Genomic DNA, 24,299 nt, shown 5'->3' on the forward strand with positions numbered 1-24,299 from the left:
CGGGACGACGCCGTCAGGGGTTGCGCTGCGGGTCGGCGCTGATCTCCGCGGCATCCAAGAGGACGTTGATCAGGCCAGGGCCGCGCCATCCGCGCGCCGCGTCGAGCGCCGCTTCCAACTCGGCGACCGTCCGCACGGTGCGTCCCCGCCCACCCAGGACCTCGGCGAGCGCACCGAGATCCGGCCAATCGAACAGGGACAGCGACGGGTCCAGCCCTTTGCGCACCATGAGCACGTGTTCCGCCCCGAAAGAGCCGTCGTTGAAGACGACCACGAGAAGGTCCAGCTGCTGCGCCACCGCCATACGGAACTCATTCACCCCGCCCAGCATGAAACCCCCGTCACCGCAGGCCAGCAGCGTCGGCCGGCCGGCCGAAGCCACCGCCGCTCCGATCGCGTAGGGCACCCCCACGCCGATCGACCCGAAGTGGATGGTGTGGACGTAGTCACGCGGATGGGGCACCGTCAGCACGCCGAGCGCCGTCACGCATTGGCGCCCCGCGTCGATCACAAGCGTGCGTTCGGCAGGGAATCCCTGCTCGACGAGGTCCATCGCCACGCCCAGGTCGAGCGTGCCCGGCGGCCGATCTCCGCTGCGTTCGCGCGCCAGCTCACGCTCCTTCGCCAGGCGACGGGTCTCCTCGTGTGCCACTCGGGCGCTCGCGAGGCGCTCGCGCATCGGGGCACCGGCGAGGGACGACGCGGGCAGATCGGCCTGCCGCCACAATGCCGTCAGCGCCCGAGTGGTTGCGGCACTGTCCCCGTGGACCGCGACGGTGGGGATCAGGTGCCGGCCCAAGGCCACCGGATCGGAGTCGATCTGCACGAGCACGCGTCCGTGCAGGAGCGAGCCATGGGCGGTGGTCCACCTGTTCAGGCTCGCACCGACGGCGACCACGGCGTCCGCTTCGGCCAGAATCTCGGCAGTGGCGGCGCGCGACAGTCCGCCGAAGATCCCGAGATCAAGGGGGTGTCCCCTGAAAAGCTGCCGGGCCTGCACCGTCGTAGCCACGGGCGCACCGATCGCCTTCGCCAGATCCAGCACCTCGTCCCGCGCCTGCACCGCTCCACGGCCGGCGAGGACGACTGGCCGCCGTGCCGACGCGAGCGCGCCGACAGCCTGTTCCAGCGCCGCCGCCGCGGGGACGACGACCCCGGTTTCCACGGCGAGCGCCTCGGCGACGTGCCCCGCCGTGGCGGCCCACTGGAACTCGGCAGGTACATCGAAGACGACGGGGAGACGTCGAGAGACGGCAAGGTGCATCGCAGCAGCAAGATCACGCGCGGCGGAGTCGGGCGTTCGGACCGGATGGAAGAGAGCGCCGGTCGCGGTCACGACGGCGGCCTGATCGATGTCCTGGAAGTTGTCTGAGTCGGCCCGAGGCGTGTCCCCCACGATCAGCACGGTCGGCGCGCGGCGCTTGACCGCTTCATAGAGCGAGTGGATCGTGTTGGCGAGCCCCGGGCCTTGCGTGACCGATGCGACGCCCACACCGCCGGTGACGGCGGCGTGGCCCAGCGCCGCGAGCAGGGCCGAGCCCTCATGCGCGACGGGAACGAAGACGCCCCCGCGGCGGCGGAAGCTCTCCATCATGTAGACGTTGGCATCGCCCACCAATCCGAAGACGGTCGAGACGCCGTGCTCGCGGAGCGTCGCCGCCACCGCATCGTGGACTTCCACGTCGCCCTCCCCACGATCGCGCAGGCGGTAGGCACCCCGTCCCGCAAACCTCAGCATGGCTATCTTTGGAATCTTTGCATATATTAGCCCTCAGGCACATGCGCGACGTCGCGACAGCCTGCGAGACCCAGGGGGCAAGGTCGCCCGATCGCCGAGGCGGTCACGGTGCCGCGGCACCCACCATCGATCGCGGAAAGGGACACCAATGCGGTTTAGCTCCACGCGCCGGCACCGGCGCATTTTGACCGGCGTCACGGCCATCGTCGCCGTCGGCGCACTGACGGCGTGTGCGGGGACATCGGGGGGCGGAGAAGAAGTCGGCTCGGCGGAGGCCTGGCTGGACGAACTCGAGCCGCGCGTGCTCAAGCTCGCGGACTTCTCCGGTGACCAGACCGCCAACTTCGGCGCGGCCATGGTCGAGTGGGAAGAGGCGATCACAGAGTTCACGGACGGAAAGATCACGTTCGAGAACTACTGGTCCAGCTCGCTGCTGAACGCCACCGACACCCTCCCCGGCGTACGTGACGGCGTTGCCGACATCGGACTGATCATCGCAACCACCTACCCCCAGGAACTTCCGGTCGGGACGTGGCTCAGCGGGCTCGGCGGGGCACTCAGCGGTTCGACCGTGCACGATGTGGCGGCCGGCGGTGCCGCATCGCTCGAGAATTCGTGGACCTTCGATGCTCTCACCGATGAGTACGCAGCGAACAACCTCAAAATCCTGCAGTCGACGTCGACACCCGCATACAACCTGCTGTGCACGAAGCCCATCGACAGCCTCGCGGACGCCGCGGGCGCCCTCACCCGCTCGTCCGGCGAAGTCTGGACGAACACGGCGGAGGCGCTCGGGATGACAACGGTGAGCCTGCCGTTCAACGAGGCGTACGAGGGCCTCCAGCGGGGGGTGATCGACTGCATGATCATCAACCCGAACCAGTACGTCAGCGGTCTCATCCTCAAGGACGTCGCCCCCGAGTACGTACCCGTCACGTTCGCGCAGCTGCAGGCCTCGACGTGGGTGATCAACCTCGACGTATGGGAGAGCTTCCCGCCGGAGCTGCAGGACTTCATCACGGAAGAGTCCGCCAGGACGGCGTACAAGATTTGGCAGGGCTACCTCGACATCGAGGCGGGGGCCGGCGAAGTCATCGCCGCGGGCGAGGAAGTGCGGACCCACGACGTGTCCGAGCTCGAGGACATGGCCGCCGCGCAGCGCGCGAAGGCACTGGAGGGCATGGCCGAGTCGGCCCCCGCGGCCGTCTCTGATCCGCAGGCTGTCATCGACGAGTACCGCGAGCGGGTCCAGTACTGGACCGACGCACTCACCGAGGAGGGCTACGAGGTGACCGCCCGTGACCCCGACGCCATCCTCGAAGCCTTCGCGGGCCTGCGCGACGTCGACCTCAGCGGGTACTACGAGAAGTTCGAGAGCGAGTTCGTTCAGTCCCAGCTGAAGTGACCTCAGGAGCCCCGGTGTGTCCCGCGGGACCGCCGGGGCTCCCCTTCCACGAAGGAGTGCGCGCATGAGCGACACAGACGCGGGCAGCGCAGCCGACGTCGAGACGCGGCGGCTGCCGTTGGCGATCAGGGTGGTCGACCGGCTGAGCGATATCGCCGGCACCGGTGCGGCGATCGCCCTCGCCCTGCTCACCCTCAACGTGATCGTCGACGTCGTCGCGCGCACCCTCTTCGGCCGTCCGCTGGCCGGCACGCTCGAGCTCACCACGTACTGGTGGATGCCGGGACTCGTGCTGTTGTCCTTCCCCTACGCTGAGCGATTGCAGGAGCACATCAAGGTCACCATGGTCTTGGAGGCCCTCCCCCTGCCGGTCCGGCGCATCGTCGAGGGGACGATTGCCGCTCTCGTTGCCGCACTGCTGGCAGCCCTGGCCGTCTTCACCCTGCAGGATGCGCTTGCCAGCGCAGCCCTGGGGCAGACCACCAACTCCAACCCCCCGATCGCCGTGTGGCCCTTCAAGTTCGTCGCCGTCGCAGGCATCGCGCTGCTCGCACTGCAAAGCGCCGCCACCTCGTTCCGATTCTTCAGCGGCCGGCTCCCACGGCGGGACGCGCTCCTGACCGAGGCGGACGTCCTGTGAGCGCGCCCGTCCCCCTCAGCACGCGCGCCACACGCACGCCGTCCCCGTTCCGCGACCACCGCGGCGGCGGGATCGGCTTCGGCATCAGCGTCGCGGTCACCGTCCTGTGCACGGCGCTGGTCCTCTTCGCCGACCTCCCCAACACCACCCTCGGAGTCCTGGTCGTCGTGCTGGGCATCACCCTCACGCTGGTCGGGCTACCCGTGGGGATGGCCATGCTCGGGTCGGCTCTCATCGGCCTGTGGGCGATCGGCGGCCCGCGCGTCGTCACCTCGACGATGCAGCAGGCGGCGTTCGGTTCCGCCGACTCCTGGTCCTACAGCGTCATCCCCCTCTTCGTGCTGATGGGGACGCTGCTGTGGAAGTCCGGCCTCACCGCGAGCGCCTTCGAGGCGGCACGTCAGTGGCTCGGCAACGTGCCGGGCGGCCTGGCAGTCGCCACGAACTTCGCCGGAGCGGGACTCGCTGCGGGAAGCGGAAGCACAATCGGCATCACCTTCGCGCTGGGGCGGGTCGCCATCCCGGAGATGATGCGGGCTGGTTACCGCCCGTCGCTCGCAGTGGGCACCGTGGCCGCAGCCGGCGCACTCGGCCAGATCATCCCCCCCAGCCTGCTCCTGGTGATCTACGCCGGAGCGGCGTCGGTACCCGCCGGACCGCAGCTTCTCGCGGGTATCGTGCCGGGCATCATCCTCGCCGTGATGTTCGCCATCATGATCGCCGCTCGGGCCGCGATCTCGCCCACCTTGGCCCCGCGGGCAGACCTCCGCGATGTGACGTGGGCGACCCGGGTTCGGTCCCTGGGCGGCATCGTTCCCATCGCCGCCGTCGTGGCGATCGTCGTGGGTGGCCTCCTGTTCGGTGTATTCACGGCGACCGAATCCGCCGCGATCGGCGCCCTCGCCGCCCTCACGTTCGGAGCCGTGAACGTGCTGATGCGCGAGAAGTCCTGGCGCGCGGTGGGTCGCATGGTGAAGGACTCGGTGATCCCGACGCTGGCGAGCACCGGGTCGATCTTCCTGTTGATCCTGGGGATCGAGGTCCTGACCCGCACCCTCGCCCTCAGCCAGGTCGCGAGCTCGCTCGCCCAGCTGATCGTGGACCTCGAGCTCGGGCGCGTCGAGCTCCTCCTGCTCCTCATCGTCTTCTACCTCATCCTCGGCATGTTCATGGATGAACTGGCCATGATGCTCCTGACGATCCCGATCCTTATCGGGCCGGTTCAGCAGGCCGGCGTCGACCCCATCTGGTTCGGAGTCTTCCTCGTCCTCATGGCCGAGATCGGAATGCTCATGCCGCCGCTCGGGATCCTGCCCTTCATCGTCCATCGCATCGCCTCGGATCCGGCCGTCAACCTCGGACGGGACATCCCCCTCACCGCCGTCTTCAAGGGCGTGATCTGGTTCGCCGGCACAGCGCTGCTGCTGGTACTGCTGATCATCTTCGTACCGGACCTGGTCACGTGGCTTCCGCAGCTGAGCTCGGCACGATGAGTCGCGATAGACACAGCGCGTCCACTCGGCTGCCCGCCTGCGACCCCCTCGATCACTTCGGACCCCAGACAGTGGCACGGTGGCACGGCGCCGGGTACTGGACCGGAGAGCGCATCGGTTGGACGCTCGAACGGCGCGCCGACTCCTGGCCGCACCGCACCGCGGCCATCACCGCGGGCGGGCACTGGACCTACGCGGAGCTGCAACGTCTCGCGGCCGCTGTCGCGCGTACCCTCGTCGCGCGGGGCGTGCGCGCCGGCGACGTGGTGGCCTGGATGCTGCCGACGACGCCGGAGGCGATCGCCGTAGCATCGGCCATCTGGCGGATCGGCGCCGTCAGCGCGCCGCTCGTGCCGATCTGGGGCCCTCTCGAAGTGACGGTCGTCCTCGACCAGCTGCGCCCCGCGGCGATCATCACGAACGCCCAGATCCGCGGGCGGGACCTCCCGGGCGAGCTCGATAGCGCACTGGACACCATCGGGCACTCCCCGGCGACGCGGCTCCTGGTGCGCGGGGGCGCGGCGGGGTGGGGCAGCGCCGATGCAGAGGGCCCGGGCAGCCTCCCGGAACGCGTCGAGCCCGGCGCGCCCGGGGATCCGTCACTGATCCTGTTCACCTCGGGGAGCGAATCCAGCCCCAAGGGCGTCGTCCACACCGGCGCGGGCCTCACGCACGAGGTGCGGGCATGCATCGGCGAGTGGGGGGTGACGTTTCGTGACCGCATGTTCATGGCATCCCCCATGACCCACATCACAGGGCTCCTCCAGGGCTTCCTCATCCCGGCGCGCGTGGGTGGCGCGGCGATCCTGATGGACAGGTGGGATGCCGCGGAGGCGGTGACGCTCATCGAACGCCATCGCGCCACCTACATGGCAGGAGCCACACCTTTCCTGCGAGAGCTGCTTCAGGCTTATGCCGCCTCGGGTCGGGATTCCTCGGCCCTCGTCCAGTATTGCTGCGGCGGCGCGGCGGTCCCCCCGCACCTGATCCGCGATGCCGACGCCCTCGGCGTGACGGCGTACCGCGCTTGGGGAATGACCGAGCTGCCCACTGCCACCCTGTCCAGTGAACTGGATTCGCTCGACGCACGGGCGGACACGGATGGGCGGCTCGCACCCGGCGTCGAACTGCGTGTGCTCGACGACGAGGGAGCGGAGCTGCCCACCGGTGAGGTCGGTGCCCTACACCTGCGCGCACCGGAGATGATGGTCGGCTACCTACGGGAGGACCTGACCCGTGCGGTCATCGGCGACGGCGGATGGCTCGACACCGGCGACGTGGGATGGATCGGCCAGGACGGATATGTCCGCGTCAGCGGGCGGACGAAGGACATCATCAATCGAGGCGGCGAGAAGTTCAGCTCGAGGGAGATCGAGGATCTCGTGTCGCGGCATCCCGATGTAGAGGCGGTCGCAATCGTCGCCGTACCGGGAGGGCGACTGGGCGAGCGGATCGGCGCTCTCGTCGTCTCCCCACGACCGGACCTCACCCTCGCGGAGCTCGGCGCGTTCGTGACGGCGCTGGGCGCGGCGAAACAGAAGCAGCCCGAGCACCTCGTGATCGTGGCGGAGATCCCCTCGACCAGTACGGGCAAGGTGGACAAGCGGGCAGCTCTCGCACTCTTCCCTGACGACGACTGACACGCGACCGCATCGGCGATCGCGGTGATGGTCCGCAGGTCACCGGCTCGCGGCCGCCTCGGCCTTCAACGCGGCGGGCGAAACGTGCACGAGCGTCTGACGGCACGCGGTCGCGACGACCACGCCGAACTGATTGCGCATCGTGTGACGGAACTGGACGACCCCCTGGCCCGGCCGCGACGCCGACCGCCGCTTGGACTCCACGAGGGTCTCCGCGGCGAGGGTGTCGCCGTGGCGCACGGGCGCGGGAAAGGCGATCTCGGAGAACCCCAGGTTGGCGACGATCGTGCCGGCAGTCAGCTGCGACACCGAGAGGCCGACCATGGTCGAAAGGGTGAACATGCTGTTCACGAGGCGCTCCCCGAACTCCGTCCCTGCAGACCAGTCAGCGTCGAGATGCAGCGCCTGGGTGTTCATGGTCAGAGTCGTGAAGAGCACGTTGTCGGTCTCGGTCACAGTGCGTGCAGGGCTGTGCACGTACACGACACCTTCCTCCATCTCGTCGAAGTACAGGCCGCGCTGCTCGATCCTGGTGGCACTCACCCGCCGTCCTCCTCAACGTCTGTGAACCCCTGGCGCGGGGATGGTTATCTGTATAATCTATTACATTATGAGCGACACAGTGGTCAGCCCAGAGGACGCCCGCCGATTCCGATCCGTGATGGGACATTTTCCGACGGGCGTGTGCGTCGTCACTGCAGTGGACGCGGACGGGACCCCCGTGGGAATGGCCGTCGGGTCCTTCACTTCCGTCTCCCTCGATCCGCCGCTCGTCGCCTTCCTCCCCGACCGGTCCTCGACGACATTTCCCCGCATCCGCGAGGCGGCGTCGTTCTGCGTGAACGTACTCTCCGCCGATCAGGAGCCGGTGTGTCGGACTTTCGCCTCGCGCGGGGCCGACAAGTTCGCGACCGTCGGATGGCGTCCCGCCCCGTCCGGCGCCCCGATCCTCGACGGGGTCGTGGCGTGGATCGACTGCCGGCCCGACACCCTGCACGAAGCCGGCGATCATTTCATCTGCGTCGGCCGCGTGACCGATCTGGCCGTGGAGAACCCCACGCTCCCACTCCTGTTCTTCCAGGGCGGATACGGCGCGTTCTCCCTCGGCTCGCTTGTGATCGGCGCCCGCCCGGGCCTGACCGAGCACATCGTGCGTGCCGACCGTGCTCGCGACGAGATGGAGTCTCTGGCCGCCCGCACCGGCGTCGAGGTGCTCGCCCTGGCCCCGGCCGACGATGCGTTCGTTCTGGTGGCATCCGCGTCCCCCGACGGCACGCCGTCGCCTCACCGCATCGGGGTTTCGATGCCCATGGCTCCGCCCGCGGGGCGCGTGTTCGTCGCCTGGGCAGGACGGGAGCGGATCGAGCAGTGGTACCAGCGGAGCCACGAGCCGCTCACGGCCGAGGAGCGCCGTGCGCTCGACGAGGAACTCGACGCGGTACGCGAGCATGGGTGGACGCCCGCGTTCTCTTCGGAGCGCATGGACGATCTGTGGCACACGATCGGCCGCATCGGGGAGGTGGGCCAGACGCCCTCCCTCGTCCGCCACGTCGCGGAGGTCATCTCACACCTCGAACGTCACAGCACGCCTGCCGACGTCACGGAGGACACGGCCGGCAGCGTTCAGGCGGTAATGGCTCCGGTCTTCGGGCCCAACGGTGACGTCGTCCTCAAGCTGTCACTGACGGGCATCCCCGCGGGCGCGACGCTGGAGCGGATCCATAACCTGCGCGACGAACTGCTGGCGGCATGCGCCCGCGTCACGACCGCGCTGGGCGGTCAGCGCCCGCCGGTTGCTTCTCGTATGAACTGATCCAGCCGTACTGCAGGGATGCGGTGAGCACCGGGTCTTCGAAGTAGTACACGTGCCCGGCGCCTCCGATGACCACCAGCCGGGATCCTTCGATGCTGCGGTGGAGATGCCGGGCGTTCTCCGCGGTCGTCATGATGTCCTCAGCGCCCGCTGTGATCAGGGTCGGGGCAGTGATGGCGGCCAGGTCGTCCGGCGACATGTCGTGCCCCCAGATGGCATGGACGTGGCCGAGATAGTTCCGCTTCGAGAACCCCCGCGCGTGGTTGACCACGTCGCCGGGCAGCGGCGCCTGCAAACCGGCCGAGCCCGCCGCCCACAGCCGCAGGAAGGACCGAATGTACTCGGGGGCGTCTGCGAGACCGGATTCGAGGAGCTGCAGCCGGAACCGACCCGTCTCCACCGTGCGCTGATCCAGCTTCGCCGCAGTCGCATGCAGCGTGAGCGTGCGAATCAGATCGGGCCGCATGGCCGCCAACCGCATGGCGATGAACCCTCCCATGGAGACGCCGCAGACGTGTACAGGGCCTTCACCGAGTGCCTCGATGAGCGCGGCGGCATCCTGGGCCAGGTCCTCGACCGTGAGGGACTCGTCATCAACGTCTGAGGCGGCCCCCGTCCCGCGGTTGTCGTACGCCACACAGGTCACGTGCGGCGCGAGTTCGTCGATGAGCGCATTCCACGCTCCCTTGCCGGTGCCGCCGCCCATGATCATCAGCAGCGTCGACCCCGCTCCCCGGCGCACGATTTCCGTCGTGAACCGCGGCGTGTGAATCGTCTCGATGATATTGTCCACGTCACCAGCCCCTCTCGCCCGGGTGTCGTCGCGACGCCGGCCCGCGCCGGTGCGTGCTCAGGGGAGGTCGCGGATCGTGCCACCGTCGACGGCGATCGCCACGCCTGTCGTCCAGCTCGATGCCTCCGAGCACAGGAAGACCACCGTTTTCGCGACCTCTTCGGGGGCGCCCGTGCGACCCATCGCGATGGGCTGCAACTGCAGCATCCGTTTCTCCACGTCTTCGACCGAGACCCCCATGTGCTCGGCTGCGGAGGCGTATCCCGAGAGCACGCTCTCGCTGCGGGTGAGTCCTGGCAGGACGCAGTTGGCGGTGATGCCGTACTTCGCATAGGACCGGGAGATCGCACGGGTAGCGTGCATGAGTGCGGCCTTGGCGGCCCCGTAGGACGCGAACCGCGGATCGGGGTCCCGCCCGGCGGTGGAGGCGATCGTGATGATCCGGCCCCACCCGGCGCCCTGCATCGTGGGAATGCAGACCAGAGACAGCCGTACGGCGCTGAGGGTGTTCACGCGGTACGCCTCCGCCCACGATTCGTCCGAGAAGGCCCGCAGATGCTCGCCGCTCGAGACCCCCGCCGCATTGATCACGCCGTCGATGCGACCGAACGCCTCGAGCGCCGCATCGCGGATCCGTTCGCTCGAGCTCTCGTCCGCCACGTCGGCGGCGACGGTCGCGACCTCGCCACCCGCGGAGCGCAGCGTCGCGGCGAGGGCCTCCAGCTTGTCGACGGAGCGCGCGACCGCCACGACACACGCCCCCTCCTGCACGAGGATCTCCGCGCTCGCGCGGCCGATGCCCGCGCTCGCGCCGGTCACGATCACAACCCGCTCGTCAAGTCCGAGGTCCATGTCATCTCTCCAATACGAGGTCGAGGGTGTCGCTGGTGACGCCCTCCTTCTTGAGTTCGTTCTTCTGCACCTTCATGGTGGGAGTGCGTGGCATATCGGCGACGACGCGCACGAAGCGAGGGACCGCATAACGCGGCAGGTTCCCTGCGATGTCGGCGATGATGCGGCGTGGGTCGTGTTCGGCCGAGTCGAGCAGCAGAGCGGCCATGACCTCCTCGTCGCCGTCGACGGGAACGCCGTACACGGCTGCCTCCACGACGCGCGCGTCCGAGACGAGCACGCTTTCGACCTCCCACGCCGAGATGTTCTCCCCGCGCCGGCGCAGGGAGTCCTTGGCTCTCTCCGCGAAGAACAGGTCACCTTCTGCCGTGAGATAGCCGCGGTCCCCCGTGTCGAACCAGAGGTCGCGCGTGGCGGCGACGGTGGCGCTATCGTTTCCGTGGTAGCCGCGGGTGAAGACGTCGGGAATGCGCGGCCGCAATTGGATGCCGCCCGCCTCGCCGACTTCCGCGGCACCGCCGTGGTCGGCGAGGATCCGAACCTCGAAGAAGTCGCTGGCGCGACCGGCCGAACCGGAGGGGCACCCGCTCCCGGGCAGGTTCACGGTCGCCATCGGTGCCTCCGTGAGTCCATAGACTTCCACGAGTTCGACGCCGAAGCGCTCACGCAGAACGAGACGGTCACGCTCGGAGGCCCCTGCGCCCCAGCCGACGCGCACCGAGTGTCCGCGTGCGCCGTCAGGGTCCTGCTCGGCGCCGGCGATGATCATCGTCAGCACCGAACCGAGGTAGTTGAAGGCCGTGATTCCGCGGTCACGGCACAGGCGCCAGAATCCGCTGCTCGTGAAGCGGCTTTCCAGGTCGATCGCCGCCCCGGCGGCGATCGCCGCCAGCACCCCGGTGTAGCGCGCGTTCTGGTGGTAAAGCGGGAAGAAGTTCAGCAGGCGGTCTCCTGGGCGGTAACCGCAGACCTCTGCGACGTACTGCGCGAGGAGGATGCACCCACGCTGGCTGTGCACGACACCCTTGGAGGGTCCGGTCGTCCCGGAGGTGTACAGGATCACCTCTCCGGCGTCGCCGCCGAACACGTCCCGATCCTCCGGGTCCAGGTAGAGCTCCTGGAGACTCGTTCCTCCGGGCGGCACCTGGCCGTTCACCACGATCGCCAGGGGACGACTCGCCTGTGCGGCCATGCGTTCCACTTCGGCCAGGTGCTGCGCATCGCACACGATGAACGACACCTCACTGTCTTCGATGAGGTGCAGCAGGAGCGAGCCCCGGTAATTGCAGTTGAAAGGAGCATCCACCGCCCCGAGCATCGACAACGCGAACCACACGTCGACGGCCTGATGGGAGGTATCCATGAGAAGTCCGACTCTGCTGCCCGCACCGACGCCGAAGGACGCCAGACCAGCGGCCAGAGAGCGGGAGTCGTGGAGCAGATCGACGTAAGTGCGGCCCACCCCGTCGACGCGGAGCATCTCCTCGTCCGAGTAGTGATGTGCCTGCGCGTTCAGGAACTGCGCCATCGCCGTCACGTGTATCGCCTCCGGGCGTGCGTCGGTGTTGATGGGTGCGGCTACTTCGAGCGCGATGAGAACGCCATGAGCCTCGCACGAGCGTCGCTGCCGAGCATCGTCTCGTAAGCGTCTTCCATGGAGGACAGCGGTCGTGTCTCGTTCAGGATCTTCTTGTACAGCCGGATCGCGTCCGGCGATGCCTTGCCGAGCTCAGCGAGTACCTCTTCCACGGCATCCTCGAGCCCCCCGGCGGGCACCAGCTTGGTGACCAGGCCGGCACGGAAGGCGTCCTCGGCCGAGAACGTCGTGCCCGAGTAGAGCCAGTAACGCAGCCACGCCGGCGGCACACGATCGCGCAGCAAGCGCGGCATGTGCCCGTCGACCACCCCGACGCGAGACTCCGGCATCGCGAACTTCGAGCCCTCGGTGGCGATGACGATGTCGCTGACCAGTGCGAGGGTCAGGCCCCCACCGAGGCACAGCCCGTCGACCGCGGCGATCGTCGGCTTGGGGAGGCTGCGGATCGCTTCGAACGGCACGCTCTCGTCGTATCCGAACACGTCGATGCCGCCCTCATCCTCCAGCGCGGCGAGCATTTCCTTGAGGTCGCCGCCCACCGCGAACGAGCCCTGGCTGCCCTCCAGCACGACCGCGCGCACCTCCGGGTCACGATAGGCCCGACGGTACGCATCGCGGATCTGGGCGTACATGCGCTTGGTCAACGCATTCTTCGCCTCCGGCCGGTCGATGACGATGCGCATCACGCCGTCGGCGGTGCTGCTCGAGACCTTGTCGTCGGTCACGGGATTCTCCTCTGTCGCAGGTCGGTGACGGCGGCGGGCTGACTCACGAGACGGTCAGCTCCACGCTGGCGACGCGCGGCGCCACTTCGCTGTGGAGCAGCTGCAGGCTGTAGTTCCAGGGCGCCGGATCGTCGATGAAGTCGTGCCCGAAGATGAGGGTCGTTCCCCAGCCTCCACTGGCATCCATGAGCTCGTTGAGCTTCGCCACGACGGTGTCCGGACTGCCCACGATCATGCTGTTGCGGACGAGGTCGATCATGTCGCTCTTGTCGTCCCACAGCGGCTGCACCCCGATGCGCGCGGCGCGGCGCTGCTCGTTCGGGATGAGGTGCTCACGCCACGCGTGACCGATCGGACCCTCCACGACGAGGCGCTCAGCTTCGGCATCGGTGTCGGCCACGAAGATCTCCCGACCGACGTGATGCGACGCGCGACTGAGCGTCGACTCGTCGATCCCCCCCTCGCGCGCCCCCTGCAGGTACGTCTCCCAGTGGTTGCGCACGAGTTCCGGGCTGCCGCCGAAGGACAGCGGAATGAAGCCCTGGTTGCCCGCGTAGGCGATCGAGGTGGAATTCGGGCTGGCCCCCGCCATCGCGATCGTCATCGTGCCCCCATAGGGGCGCATGTCGCGCAGGCGGTGCCCACCGTGATCGCCCGCGGGCAGTTGCGAGGTCCAGTACTTCCCTTCGAACTGCACCGGGCCGCCGGCCCAGATCTGTCGCATCAGCGCGAGCGACTCGATCGACATCTCGAGGTTCTCGGCCTGCGACGTGAACCCGTGGAACTTCGCATCGATGGGGTTGACCCCCGTCGCGACGCCGAGGATGTAGCGCCCCTCGGTGATGTGGCTCATCCACGACGTCTGCGACGCCAGATGAGCCGGGTGCTGGTAAGGCAGAAGATGGGCGCCAGGCGCCAGGATGATCCGTTCGGTCTCGCGCGCCGCAGCGGCGAGCACGAGCTCGGGGTTGGGGATCGCCTCCCAGCCGAGGGTGAAATGCTGGCCGACCCAGAACTCCTCGAGGCCGGCCTGTTCTGCGGCCACCGCCTGGTCGACGGCCCAGTCGAACACCTGGCGGGGCGAACGCTCGGGGCGGGTGAACGGAGTCTGGAAGAGGCCGAACTTCACGTGCTGTTCCCTTCTGGAGGCGACACTGCCGTGGCCGGGCATCGACGCCAGGCACAAGAGGAATACTTACATATATTGCGATGATTAACAACTCGATTGGCTTTTATATGTAATGATTTGGATTCTACGGGAGGTGTATCGGCAGCTCCCGCCGCAGAGCAGCGTGAAGGAGTGCCCGGTGCCACCCTCCAGGACCATCGACGAGCTGCGAGCCGACGTGCGGGAATGGTGCCGCACGTCGATCCCCGAAGGCTGGCGGCACACGGAGGCCGATGCCTCACGCGATGACTTCGTCGCATTCCAGAACGACTGGCTGCGCCGCCTCGACGAAGCCGGATGGGCCGTGCCGCACTGGCCGACCGAATGGGGGGGCGGGTACAGCCTCGCCGAGCAGAGCGTCATCTACGAAGAACTCGCTCGCGCCGAAGCACCGCGCCTCGTGCTGCACTTCATCTCCCTGCACCACGCCGCGTCGACGCTGCTGCACGCCGGAACCGAGGAGCAGCGGGCGCGTCACCTCCCGGCGATCCGAGCGGGCGAGGTGTGGTGTCAGGGTTTCTCCGAGCCCGGGGCGGGTTCGGATCTGGCGGCCCTGGCCACCAAGGCCGTCCGGGACGGCGACGACTTCATCGTCAACGGCCAGAAGATCTGGGCGAGCCTGGCGATGTACGCCGACTGGTGCCTGCTGCTCGTACGCACCGACCCCGACGCACCCAAACGTCGCGGCATCTCCTACATGCTCATGGACATGCGCTCACCCGGCGTCGAGGTGCGCCCGATCAAGAAGGCGACCGGCGAGGAGCACTTCTGCGAGATCTTCCTCACGGACGTGCGCATTCCCGCGGCGAACGTGATCGGCCCCGAGAACGACGGCTGGCGGGTCGCGCAATCCACGCTGAACGCCGAACGCGGCGCGACCATGGTGGAGTTGAGCGAGCGTCTCAAGGTGGGGTTCTCCTGGTTGTGGGACGAGCTGCACGATCCGACGCGGGATGCGGATCTGCTGTCCGGCGACGACGCGTATGTGGCCGATCAGCTCGCCGGCTACGCGACGGAACTCGAGGCGCTACGGCTGCTCGTCGCCCGTGGCCTCGCCGACGACATCGCTCCGCACAACGCCGGGGTACTGGCTTCGGTCACCAAGCTCCTCTACAGCGAGCTACTGCAGAACATGACCGGCTTCGGTACGTCTCTCGCAGGCCTGGACGGTCAGTTGCGCATGCCGCGGGTGGCCAGCGGCGGCTGGGAATCGGGAGTCTGGCTCCTCGATCACATCTCCTCTTGGGAGTGGACGATTCCGGGCGGGACGAGCGAGATTCAACGGACCATCATCGGGGAGCGCGGCCTCGGCCTGCCCCGGGAACCGAGGTGACGGCATGACCACGATCTTGAGCATCGACCCGGAGCTCTCGGCGCTGCGGGAGATGGTGTGGGACCTCCTCGCACAGCGCTCCCCCGCAGCCCACGTCCACCGGATCGTGGACGGCGGGACCGCGCAGGACCCTGACCTTGACGCCGCGCTGGCCGAACTCGGCATGTTCGGCGTCGACGTCCCGGAGGACCTCGGCGGCGGCGGCGGCACCTTCACACACCTGCGACAGGTCGCGGAGGGCTGCGGTTGGGCGGCGGGCACCACTCGGATCCTCGGCACGGCGGCGACGACCGGCGTTCTGGCTGCCTCCGATTCGCCCGCGGCCAGGGCACTCATCGGGTCCGTCGCCGACGGGTCGGTCGCTGCGACCGTCGCCCTCACCGGCGTCTTCGGGCGGGGCGGGAGTGACGGCTTCGACGCGCGCGAGGACGGAGGGGACATCGTGCTCGACGGTCGCGCCTCGCACATCATCGACCTTCCCGGCGCAGCCGTGGTCGTGGTACGGGCGACGGACTCGGCCGGGCAGTCCCTGTTCGCCATCGTCCCCACGGATGTGGCGGGGTCCACCGTCGCGCGGCAAGAGGTGCTCGATCTCACGCGCAGTATCGGCCGATTGGAGCTGTCCGCGGTGAGAATCGGGGCGGATGCGGTGATCGCCCGCGGCGACGCCGCAGATGCTGCCGCGGAGGCCGTCGCACAGCGGATGTCGCTCCTCGTGGCTGCGGATTCGCTGGGCATCGCGACCCGCGTGCTCGAACTCACGACCGCCTATGCGACCCAACGCGAGCAGTTCGATCGCGCGATCGGCTCATTCCAGGCCGTCAAGCATCAGGCGGCCGACATGCTCGTGCGCACAGAGATGGCGCGGGCCCTCGTGGATGAGGCGTCCACGGCGGTGGACGAAAGCCGGCCGGACGCCGCACAGCTGACTTCCATGGCGAAGGATCTCGCATGCTCCGCCGCGACGTGGGTGGCGGGGCGCGGGATGCAGCTGCACGGCGGCATCGGCTACACGTGGGAGCACGAGATGCACATCTACTTCAAGCGCGCCCAGCTCGCGGAGCAGCTCTTCGGCGATCGGCGCTGGCACCGCCGTCGCATCACCGACGCGCTGCGCGCTGGGCGCCGCTGACCTCACCATCGGCCTGCCAACGGAGGAATGACATGGATGTCACGTACGACCAGCTGCAGGGGATGAAGGGGGCCGTCCTGGGCCCGTCGGAATATCGCACGATCACCCAGGACGACATCCAGGCGTTCGCCGATCTCACCGACGATCACTACTGGCTGCATGTGGACACCGAGAAATCGGCAGACGGACCGTTCGGAACGACGATCGCGCACGGCTACCTGACCCTGGCGATGATCAGCGCCCTGTGGCCGGGTCTTCTGTGGGTCACCGACGCGCCACTCATGGTCAACTACGGCTTCGAACGGGTGCGGTTCACTGCTCCCGTACTCAGCGGCAGCGGCATCCGGATGCAGGCCAAGATCGCCGATGTACTCACGACCGCCCGCGGCTGCCGCCTGCAGATCGACATGACCATCGAGCGGAAGAACGAGGAGCGGCCGGCGATCGTCGCGACCTGCTTGTTCGACCTGTCGCGTCCCGACGGCTCCGCAGGCCACAGCGCACCCCACCCTGCCGACTGACTGGCCCCGCCGCGAGGACGAGTCAGCCGCGGTAGGAGTGCAGACTCCGGTGCGGGACGCTCACCGCAACGGGCGCGCCCGGCTGCAGAGTGCGGATCCATGCCTCCGAGGCACCCGTGCCGGTGCGGGCGTGCAGTCGCGATGCGTCGCCGAGCGTCAGGGTCACGTCCACGTGCCGCCCACCGTACTCCGCGGTCACAAGCGTTGCGTCCAAGAGGAGCGCGTCGTCGGCAGCACCCGGTTTGGCCGGATGCAGGGTGAGATCGTCGGGCCGGATGAGCGACACCGCACGGTCGCCGTCCACGCCGAGGACGGGTGCCGGCACCCGCAGCCCGGCGGGCCCGGCCCACGTGCCGTCGGAGCGCGTCCACTCGAGACGGTTGGACATACCGACGAACCCGGCGACGTACTCGGTCGCCGGTGCGAGGAACAGCGCCTCCGGGGTGTCGAGCTGCTCGATCCGGCCGTCCTTCATGATCGCGACGCGGTCGCCCAGAGCTAGCGCCTCCTCCTGGTCATGCGTCACCAGCACCGCCGTGAACCGCAGCTGCTGATGCAGCTCGCGGATCTCGGTGCGCACCTGGTCGCGCAGTTTCGCGTCCAAGTTGCTGAGCGGCTCATCCAGCAGGACGACCGACGGCTGGGAGACCAGCCCACGCGCCAGGGCGATCCGCTGCTGCTGGCCGCCGCTCAACTGCGCGGGGTAGCGATCCAGCAGGTTGCCGCAGTGGACCATGTCAGCGGCACGCTCGACCCAGCCCTCGGCGATCGCCTTCTTCATACGGCGCACCTTGAGGGGGTAGGCGATGTTCTGCCGCACGGTCATATGCGGCCACAAGGCGTACGACTGGAAGACCATGCCGATGTTGCGCTTGTTGATGGGCACATTCACCCGCGTTCCATCGTCGAAGACGGGGGTCCCATCGAACCGGATGCTTCCCTCACTGGGGGTCTCCAGCCCCGCAAGGCACCGCAGAGTCGTCGTCTTGCCGCAGCCGCTGGGCCCCAGCAGCACAAGGATCTCGCCCTGCTCGACCTCCAGATCGAGCCCGTCGACGACCGTGGTGCTGCCGAACCCCTTCGTGAGGTTCGAGACGGTGATACCCGCTACCATCGCTCCGCGCTCCGTTCCGTCAGTCCAAGCGCCGCGTGTCGCAGCGTCCATCCGAGTTGCACCGAGGCGAAGAGGTCCGCAGACTCCGCGTAATAAGCGTGACCGCCTCCCTCGACGACGAGCAGTTCGGCACCGGCGATGCCGCGGTACAGATCGCGGGCGTTGTCGGGTGTCGTGAGGATGTCCTCGGTCCCCACCGTCACGAGGGTCGGCGCGGTGATCTTGGCGAGTTCTTCGTCGGTCATCCACTGTTCGGTCGCGACCCGCAAGTGCGCCGCGTACTCCTCGGCGTTGATCTTGTCTATCTCGGTGGCGCCGACCGGGAGTGTCTGCGAGATGTGCGTCGGGCTGAAGGCAGTGATCTCCACGAAGGGGCGGAGCAGTTCTCCGGCATGGCCGGTGTCGACGATCTTCTGCCGGAAGTCGAGGATGGCGCGGAGCCTGGGGTCCGGCCGCGCCGCGGTGGAGTGCAGAGCAAGGCTGCGGACCAGATGCGGATGCCGCGACGCGACTCGCATCGCGATGGCCCCACCCATCGAGACGCCGCACACGTGGACGGGCCCGATGCCGAGGGCATCGATCAGCTCTGCGGCGTCGTCGGCGAGGTCCTCCATGGTGGTCTCGGGTCCGACATCGGACGCCGCGCCCACGCCACGGTTGTCGAACGAGATGCACTCAAGATGCGGGGCTAGGCGTTCCATGGCCGGGCCCCACGCCCGGTGGTCGGTGCCCAGGCCTTGAATCATCAGGAGAGCCGGGCCGCTACCCATACGCTTGACGGTGGTCGACAGCGCGGACAGCGCGTGCTTCTCAATCGTGTGCACTGATCTCCTTCGATCGATGGGACGGAACCGTCTCAACAGCGAGTGTACGACGAACCGTGGATATTTATAATGATTACATCTAATCGCTGAGATAGTGGTCGCATGTGGATCATCCGCTGTACGTTAAAGATGTAAAGATTAATAGTTAGCGCGCCGTCGGGGCGCGCGTCGCAACGACGCGATTCAGGAGGAGCACGTGCCGCAGATGCGCACCGCCACCCCGCCGGCACACCGCACGTCGCCGGCATCCGCCCTGCCCGGATCTGCCCCTGCTCCGCCCATTCGGCGCCACGTTGCGGCGGATTGGGCCCGCCGGCACGGCCTCACCACGGGTCTGACCCTCATCCTTCTCTTCCTCGTGCTGTACCCCCTGCTCCGGTTGCAGGTGCTTGCCCTCGAGGACGGGGCGCGCGCGTACCGCGAAGCATTCGCCCTCCCGGAGCTTGCCACCACGCTGCTCACGACAGCGGCCCTGGGGCTGGGATCGCTCGTCATCTCGCTCGTCCTGGGCACCGCTCTCGCGTGGTTCTCGCTCCGCCTCCCGCGCCGGCACGCCTGGATGTCGATCATCCCGATCCTCCCGATCGTGCTCCCGGCCGTCGCGGTCGTGGTGGGCTGGGCCTTCCTACTCTCCCCCCAGGTCGGCTTCATCAACGTCGCACTGCGCGCGCTCCCCTTCGTGGACGTCGTCGCACCCGCCGTCGGGCTGCCCAGCGGACCGCTCAACATCTACAGCGTCCCGGGCATCGTCATCGTCACGGGCCTGCAGCTGACCCCACTGGTGTTCCTCTTCCTGCAAGGCAGCCTGAAGCAGCTCAACTTCGAGACGATTGAAGCAGCGTCGGTTTCCGGGGCCGGCTCGGTGCGCGCCTTCTTCACCGTGGTGCTTCCGCTCATGCGCCCCGCGCTGGTCTACTCGGCTGCCTTCGCGATGCTCCTGGGCCTTGGCCAGCTCACCGCGCCGCAGTTCCTCGGGGCACGCGACGGCATCCGCGTGCTCGCCACCGAGGTGTACCGCTTCGGCGGCACCGCGCCGACCGACTTCGCCCTCGCGGCGGCGGTCGCCTCCCCGCTCCTGATCGCGGGCATCCTGTTCATCCTCGTGCAGCGGCTGCTGCTTCGCCGAGACTTCCGATTCGTGAGCTCCGGCGCGAAAGGCGCATCGCGCCCGGGCAGGCCATCCCGCTGGTCCGCTCCGTTCATCGCCCTCTACGGCGTCATCACGATCGTCCTGCCATTCGGCGCGATCATCCTCGTTTCGCTCGTGCCCTACTGGACCTCGACGATCACGACGTTCACGATCGACAACTTCACCCGTGCGCTCACCACGCCTGCGATCCTCGACGCGCTCGTCAACAGCGTCGGAACCTCCGTCGGCGCCATCCTCATCGCGCTCCCCCTGAGCTACCTGCTCACCGACATCCTGTACCGCCGACGGGGCAACGCCGTCGCGCGCGGCATCATCGATGTCCTCGTGCAGTTGCCCCTCGGAGTGCCGGCTGTCGTGTTCGGAGTGGGCCTGCTGTTCGTCTACACCGGCAACCCGTTCACCCTTTACGGAACGCCGGCACTCATCGTGCTCACCTACGTGGTCATCGTCCTGCCCTTCACCGTCAGAATGCAGCTCGCCGCCCGCATGGGCGTGGGCAATTCCCACGAGGATGCCGCACGGGCAAGCGGGGCCGGCCTGCTGCGCGCCCACCTGACGGTCGTCATCCCGATGATGCGCGGCGCACTCGCCGGAGCGGCGGTGCTGGCGTTCGTGATCCTGACCCACGAGTTCGCGGCATCCATGTTCGTCCGCTCCGCCCGCACTCAGGTGTTGGGCACCCTGCTGTACCAGGAATGGACGCACGGGTCCTACCCGATGGTCGCCGCGGTCAGCATCATCATGTCGGTGGTGACGGCTGTGGGACTCGTGGTGGCGGTGCGCTTGGGGGGGCGCAACACCCTCGACTCCCTCTGACCCCTAGCGTAGCCACCAGATAGTAACTATCATAAAGATTACAAATATGTGATGCGGCTTCGCTTGCGGTAGGCAGCGCGGCGCGGGACGAAGTGGTCCTCGCCATCCAACCTGCCGAATGGATCGCCGGCAGCGGCATCGCAGCACTTTGCACACCGCACGCGGCGACCGCTCGTCCCGTGTCCAGCCGAAGGGAACACCGTGAAGAGGCAATCCATGCGCAAGAGGGCCGTCGCGAGCTCGCTGCTCGCGCTCTCACTCGTCGCGACCGGCTGCGCGAGCGCCGACGACGAGGCAGAGCAGCCCGCACCCGCAGTGAGCGGGGACAGCGAATGGCAGAGCGTGGTCGACGCCGCGAAGGAGGAGGGCCAGGTCACCTGGTACTCCGTCGCTCCGGCCGAGGTGCGCGAGGGCCTGAAGGCCGCGTTCGAGGCGAAGTACCCGGAGATCACCCTCGAAATCCTCACCATGGGCACGGCGGACATGAACGCCGCCCTCGAGGCCGAGCATGACACGGGCGCCGAGGGCGCGGACGTCGTCACGTCGGTCGACTACGGCTGGATCCTCGACAAGTCCGAGCAGGACTGGATCAGCGACCTCGAAGGCCCGGCGGCCGAACTCGACGAGTGGGGCGACTACATCATCAACGGTCAGGTCGCCAACGCCGGCCTGGGTCTGATGGTGCTCGGATGGAACACGTCCCTGTACAGCGGGACGGTCGAATCGTACGATGACCTGCTCGTGTCCGACCTGGGCGACGGGGCGCTCGGCACCGCGCGTCCGGAACCGGCGATCCACGCCGACCACTGGGCGTTCGTGGAGGCATCCCACAATTCCGACTACGTGGCGGAACTGGCCGAACAAGAGCCGGCGCTGTATCCCAGTGCTTTCGCACTCCAGGAGGCCCTCGCCGCGGGCGAGGTCGCCGTGGGAGCTTTCGTGTCGGCGGCCGACATGGTCGGATTGAAGAGCAAGGGTGCACCCGTGGAGTTCGCCGTGCCGGACCCGGCGATGGCGATCGGGAACATGTTCTTCATCCCCGCCTCGGGTAAGAACCAAAACGCCGCCCAGGTGTTCATGGACTTCTTCCTGTCGGAAGAGGGACAGGCGATCGCGGCGAAGAATGCCTTCAGCCCGCTTTCCTCGGTCGAGACGCTCGCCGGCGACAGCGAGGTCGTTCTCACCGACGTGGACCGCGTACTCGATCAGGACTGGTACACCGCATACCTGGCGGACTGGAAGGCCATCTACGAATAACCCGCCGACGGCAAAGACGAGAGGGGGGTGCCCCCCCCCCCCCCCCCCCCCCGCGGGGGGGGGGGGGGGGCCGCCCCCCCCCCCCCCCCTCTCGTGACGGACAGACGCTCCCAAGTCAGCGGGGCGCGAGCGCCCGCACCACCCCCGACGGCGCCGGGCGCCCGAGCACCTGCGCCATCCAGACGCTCGTCTCGATGAGTGAGTCCAGGTCCACTCCGGTGTCGATACCCAGGCCGTGCAGCATCCACACGAGGTCCTCGGTGGCGAGATTCCCCGTCGCACCGGGCGCGTAAGGGCACCCACCCAGACCGCCGGCAGAGGCGTCGAAGGTGCGCACGCCGGCCTCCAGCGCGGCATAGGCATTCGCGAGGGCCTGACCGTAGGTGTCGTGAAAGTGCACGGCGAGCGCATCGAGAGCGGTCCCGGCGTCGACAAATGCCGCCAGCAGTTCCTTGACGTGGCCGGGAGTGCCCACCCCTATCGAGTCGCCGATGGACAGCTGCGACGCCCCGAGGTCGAGCAGCCTCCGACCCGCCTGGACCACCTGCGCCACCGGCACGTCCCCCTCCCACGGGTCGCCGAAGCACATCGAGACGTATGCGCGCACCTCCAGGCCGTGCGCGCGGGCCCGCTTGACCGTCGGCTCGAACATCGCGAACTGTTCATCGAACGACCGGTTCAGGTTCTTGCGCGCGAAGGTGTCGGTCGCACTGCCGAAGATCGCTATCGTGCCTACGCCCGCCTCCAATGCCCGGTCCAGCCCTCGCTCGTTGGGGACGAGCACCGGCAACGCCACCGGACCGGTGAGGTCGAGCGCCTCGAGCAGCTCGCCCGCATCGGCCAGTTGAGGCACCCAGCCGGGGTGGACGAAACTGGTCGCCTCGATCGTCGTGAGCCCGGCGGCGATGAGCCGGCGGACGAACTCGACCTTGGCGGCGGTGGGCACGAGCGCGGACTCGTTCTGCAGCCCGTCCCGTGGACCCACCTCGTAGACCGTGACATACTCGGGCAGCCCTGCTTGCGGCGCCCGCTGGGGATATCTCATCGTGTGCTCCTCTCGGCACCCAGTACTCAGTACGACCGCTCGAGGCCGAGAACGTGCTCGGCGATGAAGTTCAGGACCATCTCCTGCGGCACGGGTGCGCTCTTCATGAGCCGCGATTCGACCCAGTAGCGGCCCACGTCGTACTCGTCGGCGTAGGCGTAACCCCCCAGTGTCTGCATCGCGCGGTCGGCGGCGAAGAATGCTGCTTCCGAGGCCAGGTACTTGGCGGTGTTGGCCTGCTCGGCGCACGGCATCCCGTTGTCGTAGCGCCAGGATGCCTCCCGAACGGCGAGCTCGGCCGCCCGCAGACGCATGTGCGCCTCGGCCAGCGGAAAGGCGATGCCCTGGTTCTTGCCGATGGACCGACCGAACACGCGGCGCTCCCGGGCGTACTGCGTCGCCTTGCGCAGGGCCGCCCGCCCGATGCCGATGGCCTCGCCGGCGATCAGGATCCGCTCGGGGTTGAGCCCGTCGAGGATGTACCGGAAGCCCGCCCCCTCGTCGCCCACCCGGTCCTCGACGTCGACCCGGAGTCCGTCGTAGCGGGTCTCGCAGGAACCGACGGCGTTGCGGCCGATCTTGTCGATGAGGCGGATGTCGACAGCGGGAACCTGGAGGTCACCGAGCAGAAGCGTCATGCCGTCGGTGCGGCGGGAGACCTCCGCCAAGGGCGTTGTGCGACAGAGCAGCAGCACCTTCTGGGCGATGTGGGCCTTCGTCGTCCACACCTTCTGCCCATGCACGACGTAGTGATCCCCGTCGCGCACGGCGCGCGTCGCGATGGACGGCGTGTCCAACCCGGCGTCGGGTTCGGTGACACCGAAAGCCACGTGAAGGCTCCCGTCGGCGACTGCGGGCAGATAGCGGCGCTTCATCTCCTCGGTCCCATGCTTGACCACGGGGTTCATGCCGAAGATCGAGATGTGCACGGCGCTGGCCCCATTCATCGCAGCCCCGGACGCCGCGACCTCCTCGAGCACGATCGAGGCCTCGGTGATCCCGCCGCCGCCGCCGCCGTACTCCTCGGGGATGGCGACACCTACCCAGCCGGCCTCGGCCATCGCATCGTAGAACCCCCAGGGAAACTCGTGCTCCCGGTCGTGCCGGCGCCAGTATTCGTCGCCGAATCCCCTGCACAACTCACGAATCGCCTCGCGGATCGCGCGAAGGTGGTCGGGTTCTTCGAATTCCAAAGGATGCTCCCGGATTCGGCTCGCACGGACCGTCGAGCATGGACAATAAC

The 24,299-nt window shown here is 68.2% G+C and carries 21 protein-coding genes; 10 read left to right on the plus strand and 11 right to left on the minus strand.

Features of this window, described 5'->3' with window-relative positions; all coding sequences use genetic code 11:
- Nucleotides 1-13: 13 nt before the first annotated feature.
- Complete coding sequence (locus tag QNO14_RS13605; RefSeq protein ID WP_257494308.1) at nucleotides 14-1,681, minus strand: thiamine pyrophosphate-binding protein; 1,668 nt, start codon at nucleotides 1,679-1,681, stop codon at nucleotides 14-16.
- A gap of 241 nt (nucleotides 1,682-1,922) precedes the next feature.
- Here QNO14_RS13605 and QNO14_RS13610 point away from each other — a divergent pair, with 241 nt between their 5' ends.
- The 4 genes from QNO14_RS13610 to QNO14_RS13625 all read left to right on the plus strand — a co-directional run bounded on the left by QNO14_RS13610 (nucleotide 1,923) and on the right by QNO14_RS13625 (nucleotide 6,916).
- Nucleotides 1,923-3,143, plus strand: coding sequence for a C4-dicarboxylate TRAP transporter substrate-binding protein (locus QNO14_RS13610; protein ID WP_257494309.1), 1,221 nt, complete (start codon nucleotides 1,923-1,925; stop codon nucleotides 3,141-3,143).
- Nucleotides 3,144-3,207: 64 nt separating this feature from the next.
- The gene (locus QNO14_RS13615) at nucleotides 3,208-3,783 is read left to right on the plus strand and encodes a TRAP transporter small permease subunit (RefSeq protein ID WP_257494310.1); all 576 of its coding nucleotides are present in this window, start codon (nucleotides 3,208-3,210) and stop codon (nucleotides 3,781-3,783) included.
- Entirely contained in the window at nucleotides 3,780-5,276 is a 1,497-nt protein-coding gene (locus QNO14_RS13620) for a TRAP transporter large permease (protein WP_257494311.1), read from the plus strand. Before QNO14_RS13615 ends, QNO14_RS13620 begins: the two co-directional genes overlap by 4 nt.
- Nucleotides 5,277-5,347: 71 nt before the next feature.
- Nucleotides 5,348-6,916, plus strand: a complete 1,569-nt coding sequence (locus QNO14_RS13625) for an AMP-binding protein (RefSeq protein WP_257494312.1) — start codon at nucleotides 5,348-5,350, stop codon at nucleotides 6,914-6,916.
- Between the two features lie 39 nt (nucleotides 6,917-6,955).
- On the opposite strand, the gene QNO14_RS13630 is transcribed toward QNO14_RS13625, so the two are convergent.
- Nucleotides 6,956-7,459: a MaoC family dehydratase gene (locus tag QNO14_RS13630; protein WP_350338821.1), complete on the minus strand. Its 504-nt coding sequence runs from the start codon at nucleotides 7,457-7,459 to the stop codon at nucleotides 6,956-6,958.
- A 118-nt stretch (nucleotides 7,460-7,577) separates the two neighbouring features.
- On the opposite strand from QNO14_RS13630, the gene QNO14_RS13635 reads away from it, so the two are divergent.
- Entirely contained in the window at nucleotides 7,578-8,729 is a 1,152-nt protein-coding gene (locus QNO14_RS13635; RefSeq protein WP_257494313.1) for a flavin reductase, read from the plus strand.
- Here the strand turns inward: QNO14_RS13635 and QNO14_RS13640 are convergent.
- From QNO14_RS13640 to QNO14_RS13660, 5 genes are read right to left on the minus strand one after another with little or no spacing between them, the layout of a single operon-like run.
- Nucleotides 8,677-9,522 (minus strand): alpha/beta fold hydrolase, encoded by an 846-nt coding sequence (locus QNO14_RS13640; RefSeq protein WP_257494314.1) that lies wholly within the window; start codon nucleotides 9,520-9,522, stop codon nucleotides 8,677-8,679. The two genes, QNO14_RS13635 and QNO14_RS13640, sit on opposite strands and share 53 nt — an antisense overlap.
- A 57-nt stretch (nucleotides 9,523-9,579) precedes the next feature.
- Nucleotides 9,580-10,374, minus strand: coding sequence for an SDR family NAD(P)-dependent oxidoreductase (locus QNO14_RS13645; RefSeq protein ID WP_257494315.1), 795 nt, complete (start codon nucleotides 10,372-10,374; stop codon nucleotides 9,580-9,582).
- Nucleotide 10,375: 1 nt separating this feature from the next.
- Nucleotides 10,376-11,902, minus strand: a complete 1,527-nt coding sequence (locus QNO14_RS13650; RefSeq protein ID WP_257494327.1) for an AMP-binding protein — start codon at nucleotides 11,900-11,902, stop codon at nucleotides 10,376-10,378.
- A gap of 50 nt (nucleotides 11,903-11,952) precedes the next feature.
- Nucleotides 11,953-12,696: an enoyl-CoA hydratase/isomerase family protein gene (locus QNO14_RS13655; protein WP_257494316.1), complete on the minus strand. Its 744-nt coding sequence runs from the start codon at nucleotides 12,694-12,696 to the stop codon at nucleotides 11,953-11,955.
- A 43-nt stretch (nucleotides 12,697-12,739) separates the two neighbouring features.
- Nucleotides 12,740-13,825 carry an LLM class flavin-dependent oxidoreductase gene (locus QNO14_RS13660; protein ID WP_257494317.1) on the minus strand — a complete coding sequence of 362 codons (1,086 nt, stop codon included), beginning with the start codon at nucleotides 13,823-13,825 and terminating at the stop codon, nucleotides 12,740-12,742.
- A 178-nt stretch (nucleotides 13,826-14,003) separates the two neighbouring features.
- On the opposite strand from QNO14_RS13660, the gene QNO14_RS13665 reads away from it, so the two are divergent.
- From QNO14_RS13665 to QNO14_RS13675, 3 genes are read left to right on the plus strand one after another with little or no spacing between them, the layout of a single operon-like run.
- On the plus strand, nucleotides 14,004-15,197 hold the full coding sequence (locus QNO14_RS13665; protein WP_257494318.1) for an acyl-CoA dehydrogenase family protein: 1,194 nt from the start codon (nucleotides 14,004-14,006) through the stop codon (nucleotides 15,195-15,197).
- Nucleotides 15,198-15,201: 4 nt separating this feature from the next.
- Nucleotides 15,202-16,329, plus strand: coding sequence for an acyl-CoA dehydrogenase family protein (locus QNO14_RS13670; RefSeq protein ID WP_257506556.1), 1,128 nt, complete (start codon nucleotides 15,202-15,204; stop codon nucleotides 16,327-16,329).
- Between the two features lie 32 nt (nucleotides 16,330-16,361).
- A complete protein-coding gene (locus QNO14_RS13675) occupies nucleotides 16,362-16,850 on the plus strand; it encodes a MaoC family dehydratase (RefSeq protein ID WP_257506555.1) in 489 nt (162 codons plus the stop codon).
- A gap of 22 nt (nucleotides 16,851-16,872) precedes the next feature.
- Here the strand turns inward: QNO14_RS13675 and QNO14_RS13680 are convergent, their stop codons facing one another.
- Both QNO14_RS13680 and QNO14_RS13685 read right to left on the minus strand, forming a co-directional pair.
- On the minus strand, nucleotides 16,873-17,964 hold the full coding sequence (locus tag QNO14_RS13680) for an ABC transporter ATP-binding protein (protein WP_257506554.1): 1,092 nt from the start codon (nucleotides 17,962-17,964) through the stop codon (nucleotides 16,873-16,875).
- Complete coding sequence (locus QNO14_RS13685) at nucleotides 17,958-18,788, minus strand: alpha/beta fold hydrolase (RefSeq protein WP_257506553.1); 831 nt, start codon at nucleotides 18,786-18,788, stop codon at nucleotides 17,958-17,960. Before QNO14_RS13685 ends, QNO14_RS13680 begins: the two co-directional genes overlap by 7 nt.
- Before the next feature lie 205 nt (nucleotides 18,789-18,993).
- Between QNO14_RS13685 and QNO14_RS13690 the strand changes: the two genes are divergently transcribed.
- Together QNO14_RS13690 and QNO14_RS13695 are read left to right on the plus strand one after the other, a co-directional pair.
- A complete protein-coding gene (locus tag QNO14_RS13690) occupies nucleotides 18,994-20,754 on the plus strand; it encodes an ABC transporter permease (RefSeq protein WP_257494328.1) in 1,761 nt (586 codons plus the stop codon).
- A gap of 216 nt (nucleotides 20,755-20,970) precedes the next feature.
- Nucleotides 20,971-22,011, plus strand: a complete 1,041-nt coding sequence (locus tag QNO14_RS13695; protein ID WP_257494324.1) for an ABC transporter substrate-binding protein — start codon at nucleotides 20,971-20,973, stop codon at nucleotides 22,009-22,011.
- A gap of 115 nt (nucleotides 22,012-22,126) precedes the next feature.
- Here QNO14_RS13695 and QNO14_RS13700 read toward each other — a convergent pair whose 3' ends face one another.
- Together QNO14_RS13700 and QNO14_RS13705 are read right to left on the minus strand one after the other, a co-directional pair.
- Nucleotides 22,127-23,056, minus strand: a complete 930-nt coding sequence (locus tag QNO14_RS13700; protein ID WP_257494329.1) for a hydroxymethylglutaryl-CoA lyase — start codon at nucleotides 23,054-23,056, stop codon at nucleotides 22,127-22,129.
- A gap of 26 nt (nucleotides 23,057-23,082) precedes the next feature.
- Entirely contained in the window at nucleotides 23,083-24,249 is a 1,167-nt protein-coding gene (locus tag QNO14_RS13705; RefSeq protein ID WP_374113990.1) for an acyl-CoA dehydrogenase family protein, read from the minus strand.
- Nucleotides 24,250-24,299: the final 50 nt, after the last annotated feature.

It is taken from the genome of Microbacterium sp. zg-Y625, from assembly GCF_030246925.1.
Taxonomy (GTDB): domain Bacteria; phylum Actinomycetota; class Actinomycetes; order Actinomycetales; family Microbacteriaceae; genus Microbacterium; species Microbacterium jiangjiandongii.